This window comes from Phenylobacterium sp., assembly GCF_030654915.1.
In the GTDB taxonomy this organism is placed as follows: Bacteria; Pseudomonadota; Alphaproteobacteria; order Caulobacterales; family Caulobacteraceae; genus Phenylobacterium.
In genome coordinates this window covers 1-10,522 of record NZ_JAURWM010000347.1, presented here as the reverse complement: position 1 = coordinate 10,522, position 10,522 = coordinate 1, and the positions used below count along the sequence as shown (strand labels likewise).

The window sequence follows — 10,522 nt, the reverse complement described above, 5'->3', positions numbered from 1 at the left end:
GAGCCGGTCTGGCAGCCAGGCGACTCGGTCAGCTACGGGATCGGCCAGGGGTATGTGACGGTGAACGCCTTACAGCTTGCGGTGATGACCGCGCGGCTGGCCAACGGAAAAACCGCGCTCAATCCGCGGCTGATCAAGTCGGTGGGGGGCGTGGAGATGCCGCCTGGCGACGCCGCGCCCGACCTGCCGTTCACGCCCGAGCACATCGCATATGTTCGCGAGGGAATGGTCGCCGTGGCCAACGACACCAGCGGCACCGCCTATCGGCAGAGCCAGCTGGGGCTGGGCGACATTCAGATGGCCGGCAAGACCGGCACCGCGCAGGTTCGCAGCTTCGATAAGGTCGCCTCGCGCAGCAGCGCCGGCGTGACCTGGCGGCTGAAGGACCACAATCTGTTCGTCGCCTTCGCGCCGGTGGATGATCCTCGGTACGCGGTGGCGGTCATCATCGAGCACGGCGGGCTGGGCGGGGCGACCGCGGGCGCGCCGCGTGCGCGCGAGGTCATGCGGGTCGCTCTGCTGAAGGATCCCGAGATGCGGGCGCGCATCGAAAAGCCGTTGCCGGCGCCGGTCGTGCCTGACGATATAGGGGAGATCGAAGGCGCCGCTCCGGAAGCGCCGACCTTGACGCCGCCGCCGCCCATTCCGCCGACCGGAGGCCCGACATGACTGTCAGCGCCCTGACCCGACCTGGCGAACGCGACCGCCTGGTCGTCAAGATCGCCGAGATCGACTGGCTGTTCGCCCTGGCCCTGTGCCTGATCGCCGGCGCCGGCGCCTTGATGATGTTCTCGATCGCCGGGTCGTCCTGGGATCCATGGGCCGCCAAGCATCTGACCCGTTTTGGTCTGTGCTTCTTCCTGATGATCGGGCTTGCGATGGTCGATCTGAGGGTGTGGTCGGCGTTGGCTTATCCGATCTACGGCGTCGGTTTGCTGCTGCTTGTGGCGGTCGAGGTGGTGGGCGATGTGCGGATGGGCGCTCAGCGATGGCTGTCGCTGGGTCCGTTCAGCTTCCAGCCGTCGGAGATCATGAAGCTGGGCATCGTGCTGGCGCTGGCGCGGTTCTATCACGGCCTGTCGGCCGACAACGCCCGGCTCTCCTGGTGGCTGCTGATCCCCGCGGCCATGATCGCTGCTCCAACCGTCCTGGTCATGCACCAACCTGATCTGGGCACCGCCATGCTGATCGCCATGACCGGCTTGGCCATCGTGGTGTTGGCGGGGCTTTCCTGGCGGATCATCGCGGCGGGCGTCGTCGCCTTCGTCGTCGCCGTGCCGCCGCTGGTGATGTTCGTGCTGCACGACTACCAGCGTAAACGGGTGCTGACCTTCCTCGATCCGGAGAGCGATCCGTCGGGGTCCGGCTATCACATCCTGCAATCCAAGATCGCCCTGGGCTCGGGCGGCTTCTTCGGCAAGGGCTATGGCCTCGGCTCGCAGAGTCAGCTCAACTTCCTGCCCGAGAAACAGACCGACTTCATCTTCGCGACCCTGGCCGAGGAGTTCGGCTTCCTCGGCTGCCTTACGATCCTGGTGCTCTATGCGTTGGTGATCTTCATGGCGCTTCGCACGGCGGCGCTGTCGCACTCTCACTTCGGCCGATTGGCCGCGGCCGGGACCACGGCGACCTTCGCGCTCTATGTGCTGATCAACGGGGCCATGGTGATGGGGCTGGCGCCGGTTGTCGGGGTGCCGATGCCGATGCTGTCCTATGGCGGCACCGTGATGCTGACCGTGATGATCGGCTTTGGCCTGGTCCAGGCTGTCCGCGTCCACCGCTATTCGGAAGTCACCAGCGGCAAGGGCGCGCTGATGTAGGGGGGCTACCCCCACACCCGCTCATCCCGGCGAAAGCCGGGACCTAAGCGGGCGCCCGGCTTTCGCCGGGATGAGCGGATTAGAGGCGCAGAGCCGCTTCCGTCGCCCGCACCAAACCATCTACGATGCCCGGCTCGGTCGAGGCGTGGCCGGCGTCCCAGACGATGTCGAAGTTGGCCTCGGGCCAGGCGTTCTTCAGCGACCAGGCGCTGTCCATCGGGGTGACCACGTCAAAGCGGCCCTGGACGATCCAGCCGGGGATGCCGCGGATCTTGTCGATGTTGTTCAGGATCCAGCCGTCTTCCGTGAAGAAGCCGCCATTGGCGAAGAAGTGGCACTCGATCCGGGCGAAGGCGATGGCGAAGTCGATCTCGTTGAACTTCGAGGGCCGGGCCTCGGGGCCGCGGATCGAGATGGTGTCGCCTTCCCACTGGCTCCAGGCCTGGGCGGCCTCAGCCTGGACACGGCGGTCGGGGTGGGTCAGGCGCTTGTGATAGGCGCTCATCATGTCGCCGCGTTCCGCCAACGGGATCGGCGCGCAGAACCGCGCCCAGGCGTCGGGGAACAGCATCGAGGCGCCGTCCTGATAGAACCAGCGCAACTCGCGCTGGGTCAGCAGGAAGATGCCGCGCAGCACCAGGGCCTCGACCCGCTCGGGGTGCTTGATGGCGTAGGCGAGGGCCAGGGTCGAACCCCAGGAGCCGCCGAACACCGTCCACTTCTCGACGCCGAGGTGGACGCGCAGGCGCTCGAGGTCCTCGATCAGCGACCAGGTGGTGTTGTCGTCCAGGCTGGCGTTGGGGCGCGACTTGCCGCAACCGCGCTGGTCGAACAGCGCCATCCGCCATTTCGCCGGATTGAAGAACCGCCGCATGGTCGGATTGACCGCGCCGCCGGGGCCGCCGTGCAGGATGACGCACGGCTTGCCGTCGGGATTGCCGCACTCCTCATAGAAGATCTCGTGCGGCCCGCCGGTCGGCAACCAGCCATGGGCATATGGCTCATTGTCGGCGAACAGGCCCCTCCGGTTTCCGGACGACGAGACGGTGAGCGGGGGGGTGTTGCGTTCCATCCCCGCCAGTCTACTTCGGGAAGCGTCGATCCATCCAGTCCAGGATGAGGCGATTGACCTCTTCTGGCTTCTCCTGCTGCGTCCAGTGGCCAGATTCCTTGACCAGCGCCTTTTCCAGGTCGGAGATCACATCCTCCATGCCGTCGGCCATGGCCGGCGACAGGACCACGTCCTTCTCGGCCATGATCATGAAGCAGGGGATACCGTCGATCCGGGTCGGCAGGTCGGCCGAGGCCTCCCAGTTGCGGGTGAAGTTCCGATACCAGTTGATCCCGCCGGTGAAGCTGGTGGCCTCGAAGCTCTCCACGAAGGCGGCGAGTTCGTCGGGGCTGAGCAACTGGTTGGCGGTGTCGGACTTGTCCCAGGCGGCCAGGGCCGCGCCGAACGCAAAGGTCGAGCCGCCCTCCGGCGGGGCGGCGGCCTGCTCCACGGCGGCCGGCTTGCGCATGAAGAACCGCATGGTCTTGTCGACGTCGGCGCCGAGGGCCGCGTCGGCGACGTCCGGCTTCTGGAACCAGACGATGTACATGTCCTCTCCGAACACCGCGCGCATGCCGGCGATCGGGTCGATGGGCGCGCGGCGCATGAAGGGGGTGTTCAGGCCGATGATCCCGGCGACGCGGTCGGGGTGCATCAGCGGAAGTTGCCAGGTGACGATGCCGCCCCAGTCGTGGCCGCAGAAGATCGCCTTTTCCACGCCCAGGTGATCCAGCAGTCCGATCAGGTCGCCGGTCAGGTGGGCCATGTCGTAGTTCTCGGCCCCCTCAGGCCGGGAGGTCAGGCCATAGCCGCGCTGGTCGGGGGCGATGGCCCAGCGGCCGGCCGCCTCGCAGGCCTTGAGCTGGTGGCGCCAGGAGAAGGCCAGTTCCGGAAAGCCGTGGCAGAAGATGATGGGCACGCCTTCGCGTGGACCGACCTCGTAATAGGCCATGTCGATCCCGTTGACCTGGGCGTGCTTCACGGGGGGCATTTGGCGGGCGAGGGCGGACATGGGCGGTTCCTCTCTGATCTTTTGGGCAGATTGGCAGGCTTCCTTGGAGGGAAGGCAAGGCGGCTTGCGAAGCCGCCGGCGAATTGGGCTAGAAGGCGCCATGAGCGAGACACGGACCGCGCCGCCGCCGACCCCCTGGGGCCTAGTGTTCCTGCTGGGGGCGCTCACCGCCTTCGCCCCCATGTCGATCGACATGTATCTGCCGAGCCTGCCGGCCATTGGCGCGGATCTGGGGGCCAGCGCGGCCCAGACCCAGGCGACCGTGGCGGCCTTCTTCGCCGGTATGGCCATCGGCCAGTTCTTCTATGGCCCAGCTTCAGACCGGTTCGGACGGCGTGGCCCGATCCTGGTCGGCGTGGCGATCTATGTCGCGGCGTCCATCGCCTGCGCGATGGCGGTCTCGCCCGAGATGCTGATCGGAGCCCGGTTCGTCCAGGCCCTGGGCGGCTGCGCCGGCGGGGTCGTGGCGCGCGCCGTAGTGCGTGACCGCTTCAACCATACCGAGACGGCGCGGATGCTGTCGCTGCTGACCCTGATCATGGGGTTGGCGCCGGTCCTGGCCCCGATGCTGGGCGGGGCCTTGCTGACCGTGGGCGGCTGGCGGGTGAACTTCTGGGTGCTGACGGCCTTCGGCCTGGCCTGCGGGGCGGCCACCTTCTTCGGCTTGAAGGAGTCGCGCTCGGCCGAGACGGCGGCCCAGGCGGCGTCGGAAAGCCCGCTCAGGGCCTATATGGCGCTGCTTCGGCAGCCGCGGCTGATCGGCTACGCCCTGGCCGGCGGGCTGAACGGGGCGACGCTCTTCACCTATATCTCCGCCTCGCCTGACCTGCTGATCGGGACCTACGGCATTTCACCCCAGCACTTCGGCTGGGTGTTTGGCCTGAACGCCTTCGGGGTGATCGGGGCCAGCCAGGTGAACCGCTATCTGCTGCGCCGCTCGACCCCCGACGAGGTGCTGTCGCGCGCCAGCATCATCGCGGTGATCGCCTCGATCGCCCTGACCCTCGCGGCGGTGACGGGGATCGGCGAGCGTTGGACCGTGCTGCCGTTGCTGTTCGTGCTGCTGGCCAGCTACGGTTTCATGCAGGGCAACACCATGGCCGGGGCGCTCAATGTCGATTTCAAGCGCTCAGGCTCGATCTCGGCCCTGATGGGCGGGGCCTCGTTCGGCGTCGGGGCGCTGGCCGCCAGCCTGGCCGGCTTCTTCCACAACGGGACGCCGGCCCCTATGGCCATCGTCATGATGCTGGCCCTGATGGGCTCGGCGCTCTCGCTGCGGATGCTGGCCCAGCCCAAGGCCGTTCAGGCCTGAGGTTTGTCGATCTGCAGCGCGGCCCAGGCCAGGACCGCCCAGCCAACCAGGAACAGCGTGCCGCCGATCGGGGTGATGGCCCCGAACCAGCGGGGCGCGCCGAGCGCCATGGCGAACAGGGAGCCGGAGAAGATCACGGTTCCGGCCAGGAACAGCGGCGGGGCGAAGCGCGCGCGGCGCCCGCCCTGGCTCACCACGAAGGCGGCGGCGAACACCGCCAGGGTGTGCATGAAGGCGTAGGTGGCGCCGGTGTGCATCCAGCCCTGTGCCTTGGGATCGGCGATTCCGTGCGCGGCGAAGGCGCCGAAGGCGACCGCCAGAAAGCCGCCGACGGCGGCCAGCGCCATCCAGGTTCTCAGGTTCCGCATACGCCCCTCCAAGGCTGTCGTTTCGAGCGCCACGCCTAGCACATTTGTCAACGCCGCCACGCGCCCCTAGGAATACTTAGCCAAGGGGGGCGACATGAAGCCGGCGTCAGTTTCCGACTATCGCGAGTTGGCGCGCCGCCGCCTGCCGAAGATGTTTTTCGAATACATCGACGGCGGTTCCTATGCCGAAGTCACGCTGGGCCGGAACGTCGCCGACCTGGAGGCGATCGCCCTGCGCCAGCGGGTCATGCGCGACATGACCAAGGTCGACATGTCGGTGGAGGTGTTCGGCCAGACCCTGAACATGCCGGTCGGGCTGTCCCCGGTCGGGATGGCGGGGATGTACGGCCGGCGCGGCGAGGTCCAGGCGGCCAGGGCGGCGGCCGACGCTGGCGTGCCATTCTGCCTCTCGACGGTCGGCGTCTGTTCGGTGGAGGAGGTGGCGGCCTCCGGTACGGCCCCCTGGTTCCAGCTCTACATGCTGAAGGACCGGGGCTATATGCGCGAACTGGTGGCGCGGGCGAAGGCGGCGGGCTGCCCGGTCCTGGTCTTCACCGTCGATCTGCCGCTGCCCGGCGCACGTTATCGTGACGTCCGCTCGGGGTTCACCGGCGCCACCCGGTTCTCGGGCGCGCTCAACACCGCCTGGCAGGGCGCGACCCATCCCGCGTGGCTTTGGGACGTCTGGCTGCACGGGCGCCCGCACACCCTGGGCTCGGTCGCCGGCGCGATTCCGCAGGGCGGAAGCGTCACTGACTTTCTCGGCTGGATCGCCAAGAACTTCGACCGGTCGGTCACCTGGTCCGATCTCGACTTCGTGCGCGAGGTCTGGGACGGTCCGATCGTGATCAAGGGCGTGCTCGACCCCGATGACGCACGGGACGCCGTGCGGGCTGGGGCGCAGGGCGTAGTCGTCTCCAACCACGGCGGCCGGCAGCTCGACGGGGTGCGGTCCTCGATCTCGGCCCTGCCGGGGGTGGTCGATGCGGTCGGCGGCGACCTAGAAGTGTTCATGGACGGCGGAATTCGTTCAGGTCTTGACGTGCTGAAAGCGCTGTCGCTGGGGGCCAAGGCCTGTTTCGTCGGTCGCCCGTGGGCCTATGCGCTGGGAGCAGGGGGCGAGTCGATGGTCTCCAGGATGCTTGGAACCTTGCGCGCCGAACTGGCGACAGCCATGGTTCTGACCGGCTGCAACGACGCGAGAAACGCTGATAAGTTGCTACTGGACGTCGCACTTTAGAAAATCTTTTCAATTCAGGCCCGCTAGCCCCATCGACAAGGGCTGATCTTGCCGGGTAAATGCGCGCCGAATTTGCGCGCACATCGGTCTGCGAGGACCGTTCTTGCGCGCGCCTGCGAGTTTAGAGTGAGGATTCCTTATGGGAGCTCCCGAGCGGCAAGGTCTTTATGACCCGCGCAACGAACACGATGCGTGCGGCGTGGGTTTCGTGGCCAATATTAAAGGCCGCAAATCGCATGAGGTCGTAGCTTCGGGCCTCGAGATCCTGATCAATCTCGACCACCGCGGCGCCGTGGGCGCCGATCCGTTGGTCGGTGACGGGGCCGGGATTCTGATTCAGATTCCGGACGCCCTGCTGCGCGATTGGGCCGGCAAGGAAGGCGTCGATCTGCCGCCCGCCGGCGAATACGCCGTGGCCATGTGCTTCATGCCGCGCGACGACCGCGCGCGTGAAGTCGCCGTGAGCCAGTTCGAGCACTTCCTGAAGGTCGAGCATCAGCCGCTGATCGGCTGGCGCGAGGTTCCGGTGAACCTCGCCGGCCTGGGCGAGTCGGTCATGGCCGAGATGCCCGTGATCCGTCAGGCCATCGTCGGCCGCGGTCTCAATGTGAAGGATCAGGACGCTCACGAGCGCAAGCTGCTGGCGGTGCGCAAGCAGACCCAGAACCCATTGGCGGAACTGGCGCTCAAGCACGGTCTGCCCGCCCTGACGCAACTCTATCTGCCGTCGTTCTCGACGCGGACCATCGTCTATAAGGGTCTGCTGCTCGCCGATCAGGTGGGGACCTTCTACGAGGACCTCTCCAATCCGCTGACGCAATCGGCCCTGGCCCTGGTTCACCAGCGGTTCTCGACCAACACCTTCCCGTCGTGGAAGCTGGCGCACCCCTATCGGTTCATCGCCCACAACGGCGAGATCAACACCGTGCGCGGCAACGTCAACTGGATGAACGCCCGCCGGCGCACGCTGGAAAGCGATCTGCTGGGGCCTGACCTCAACAAGATGTGGCCGTTGATCCCGCACGGCCAGTCGGACACCGCCTGCCTCGACAACGCGCTCGAGCTGCTGCTGGCCGGCGGCTATCCGCTGGCCCACGCCGTCATGATGCTGATCCCCGAAGCCTGGGCCGGGAATCCGCTGATGGATGCTCAACGCAAGGCTTTCTACGAGTATCACGCGGCCCTGATGGAGCCGTGGGACGGCCCCGCCGCCGTGGCCTTCACCGACGGTCGCCAGATCGGCGCGACCCTCGACCGTAACGGCCTGCGTCCGGCCCGCTTCATCGTCACCGACGAGGACCATGTGATCATGGCCTCGGAAGTCGGGGTGCTGACGATCCCGGAAGAGCGCATCGTCCGCAAATGGCGCCTGCAGCCCGGCAAGATGCTGCTGATCGACATGGAAGAAGGCCGGATCATCGAGGACGAGGAGATCAAGGCCTCCCTGTCTCAGGCCGAGCCCTATGCCGACTGGCTGAAGGAAACGCAGTTCAAGCTGGAAGAGCTGCCGGAGATCGCCTTCAACGAAGCGCTGTCCAACGACACGGCCCAACTGCTCGATCGCCAGCAGGCCTTTGGCTACACCCAGGAGGACGAGCAGTTCTTCCTGGAGCCCATGGCCCTGACCGGCGAGGACCCCATCGGTTCGATGGGAGCCGACGTGCCGATCGCCGTGCTCTCCACCCGCTCGAAGCTGCTCTACGACTACTTCAAGCAGAACTTCGCCCAGGTCACGAACCCGCCGATCGATCCGATCCGCGAGGAACTGGTCATGAGCCTGGTCTCGATGATCGGCCCACGGCCGAACCTGCTGGGCCGCCACGCCGGCACCCACAAGCGTCTGGAAGTCTCGCAGCCGATCCTCACCAATGAGGACCTAGCCAAGATCCGTTCGATCAGCGAGCTGATGGACGGCTCGTTCCGCACCGCCACCCTGGACACCACCTGGGCCGCCGACGAAGGCGCGGCTGGTCTGGAGCGCGCGCTGGAGCGGATCTGCAGCGAGGCCACCGACAATGTGCTGGCAGACAAGAACATCCTGATCCTGTCAGACCGCCGCGTCGGTTCCGACCGCATCCCGATCCCGGCGGCGCTGGCCACCGCGGCGGTGCACCACCACCTGATCCGCCAGGGCCTGCGCATGCAGACCGGCCTGGTGATCGAGACCGGCGAAGCGCGCGAAGTGCACCACTTCTGCGTCCTGGCCGGCTATGGCGCCGAGGCGGTGAACCCGTATCTCGCCTTCGAGACCCTGGAGAACCTGCGCGTTCGCAACGGGGTCTCGCTGTCGGCCTATGAGGTTCGCAAGAACTACATCAAGGCGGTCGGCAAGGGCGTGCTGAAGGTGATGTCCAAGATGGGCATCTCGACCTACCAGTCCTATTGCGGCGCGCAGATCTTCGACGCCGTCGGCTTGTCGTCGGGCCTGATCGAGAAGTACTTCACCGGCACCGCCACCACGATCGAGGGCGTCGGCCTGAACGAAGTGGCCGAGGAGTCGGTGCGCCGTCACCGCGACGCCTATAGCGACAACCCGATCTACGCCTCGATGCTGGACGTCGGCGGCACCTACGCCTTCCGTCTGCGCGGCGAGCATCACGCCTGGACGCCGGAGACGGTGTCGAGCCTGCAGCATGCCGTGCGCGGCGGCCGCTCGGACGACTACCGGGCCTTCGCCGCGGCGATCAACGAGCAGTCGGAACGCCTGCTGACGATCCGCGGCCTGATGCGCTTCAACTACAACGAGACGCCGGTGCCGATCGCCGAGGTCGAGAGCGCCGCCGACATCGTCAAGCGCTTCGCCACCGGGGCCATGAGCTTCGGCTCGATCAGCCGCGAGGCCCACACGACGTTGGCGGTCGCCATGAACCGCATCGGCGGACGTTCGAACACCGGCGAGGGCGGCGAAGAATCAGACCGCTTCACGCCGCTGCCGAATGGCGACTCGATGCGTTCGGCCATCAAGCAGGTGGCTTCGGGCCGGTTCGGCGTCACCGCCGAGTATCTGGTCAACGCCGACGACATCCAGATCAAGATGGCCCAGGGCGCCAAGCCCGGCGAGGGCGGCCAGCTGCCCGGCCACAAGGTCGACAAGAACATCGCCCGGGTCCGGCACTCGACGCCGGGCGTGGGCCTGATCTCGCCGCCGCCGCACCACGACATCTATTCGATCGAGGATTTGGCGCAGCTGATCCACGATCTGAAGAACGTGAACTCCAAGGCCCGCATCTCCGTGAAGCTGGTCTCGGAAGTGGGCGTGGGGACCGTGGCCGCCGGCGTCGCCAAGGCGCGCGCCGACCACATCACCATCTCGGGCTTCGAAGGGGGCACCGGCGCCTCGCCGCTGACCTCGCTGCAGCACGCCGGCTCGCCCTGGGAGATCGGCCTGGCCGAGACCCAGCAGACCCTGCTGCTGAACGGCCTGCGCACGCGCGTGGCGGTCCAGGCCGACGGCGGCCTGCGCACCGGCCGTGACGTGGCGGTCGCCGCCCTGCTGGGGGCCGACGAGTTCGGCTTCGCCACCGCGCCCCTGATCGCGGCCGGCTGCATCATGATGCGCAAGTGCCACCTGAACACCTGCCCGGTGGGGGTGGCGACCCAGGACCCCATCCTGCGGGCCCGGTTCACCGGCCAGCCCGAGCACGTGATCAACTATTTCTTCTTCGTCGCCGAAGAGCTGCGCGAGATCATGGCCCAGCTCGGGTTCCGCACGATGAATG

At 67.1% G+C, this 10,522-nt stretch carries 8 protein-coding genes; 5 read left to right on the top strand and 3 right to left on the bottom strand.

Annotation, left to right across the window (positions count from 1 at the left end):
* The coding region (locus Q7T84_RS17910) for a penicillin-binding transpeptidase domain-containing protein (protein WP_304811570.1) at positions 1–669 on the top strand (669 nt) is incomplete at its 5' end.
* On the top strand, positions 666–1,820 hold the full coding sequence (rodA, locus tag Q7T84_RS17905) for a rod shape-determining protein RodA (RefSeq protein ID WP_304811568.1): 1,155 nt from the start codon (positions 666–668) through the stop codon (positions 1,818–1,820). The genes Q7T84_RS17910 and rodA, both read left to right, overlap by 4 nt.
* A gap of 79 nt (positions 1,821–1,899) precedes the next feature.
* On the opposite strand, the gene pip is transcribed toward rodA, so the two are convergent.
* The gene (gene pip, locus Q7T84_RS17900) at positions 1,900–2,892 is read right to left on the bottom strand and encodes a prolyl aminopeptidase (RefSeq protein ID WP_304811565.1); all 993 of its coding nucleotides are present in this window, start codon (positions 2,890–2,892) and stop codon (positions 1,900–1,902) included.
* A gap of 10 nt (positions 2,893–2,902) precedes the next feature.
* Entirely contained in the window at positions 2,903–3,883 is a 981-nt protein-coding gene (locus Q7T84_RS17895; RefSeq protein ID WP_304811562.1) for an alpha/beta fold hydrolase, read from the bottom strand.
* Between the two features lie 100 nt (positions 3,884–3,983).
* Between Q7T84_RS17895 and Q7T84_RS17890 the strand changes: the two genes are divergently transcribed.
* Positions 3,984–5,195, top strand: coding sequence for a multidrug effflux MFS transporter (locus Q7T84_RS17890; protein ID WP_304811559.1), 1,212 nt, complete (start codon positions 3,984–3,986; stop codon positions 5,193–5,195).
* On the opposite strand, the gene Q7T84_RS17885 is transcribed toward Q7T84_RS17890, so the two are convergent.
* Positions 5,186–5,563 carry a DUF423 domain-containing protein gene (locus tag Q7T84_RS17885; protein WP_304811557.1) on the bottom strand — a complete coding sequence of 126 codons (378 nt, stop codon included), beginning with the start codon at positions 5,561–5,563 and terminating at the stop codon, positions 5,186–5,188. The genes Q7T84_RS17890 and Q7T84_RS17885 overlap by 10 nt on opposite strands.
* A gap of 94 nt (positions 5,564–5,657) precedes the next feature.
* On the opposite strand from Q7T84_RS17885, the gene Q7T84_RS17880 reads away from it, so the two are divergent.
* Positions 5,658–6,803, top strand: a complete 1,146-nt coding sequence (locus Q7T84_RS17880) for an L-lactate dehydrogenase (RefSeq protein ID WP_304811554.1) — start codon at positions 5,658–5,660, stop codon at positions 6,801–6,803.
* Between the two features lie 208 nt (positions 6,804–7,011).
* The coding region (gltB, locus tag Q7T84_RS17875; RefSeq protein ID WP_304811551.1) for a glutamate synthase large subunit at positions 7,012–10,522 on the top strand (3,511 nt) is incomplete at its 3' end.

What these genes read in the sequence shown, in the direction of transcription:
- rodA (WP_304811568.1), top strand. Translation starts at nt 666, where the DNA reads ATGACTGTCAGCGCCCTGACCCGACCTGGCGAACGCGACCGCCTGGTC.
- pip (WP_304811565.1), bottom strand. Translation starts at nt 2,892, where the DNA reads ATGGAACGCAACACCCCCCCGCTCACCGTCTCGTCGTCCGGAAACCGG.
- Q7T84_RS17895 (WP_304811562.1), bottom strand. Translation starts at nt 3,883, where the DNA reads ATGTCCGCCCTCGCCCGCCAAATGCCCCCCGTGAAGCACGCCCAGGTC.
- Q7T84_RS17890 (WP_304811559.1), top strand. Translation starts at nt 3,984, where the DNA reads ATGAGCGAGACACGGACCGCGCCGCCGCCGACCCCCTGGGGCCTAGTG.
- Q7T84_RS17885 (WP_304811557.1), bottom strand. Translation starts at nt 5,563, where the DNA reads ATGCGGAACCTGAGAACCTGGATGGCGCTGGCCGCCGTCGGCGGCTTT.
- Q7T84_RS17880 (WP_304811554.1), top strand. Translation starts at nt 5,658, where the DNA reads ATGAAGCCGGCGTCAGTTTCCGACTATCGCGAGTTGGCGCGCCGCCGC.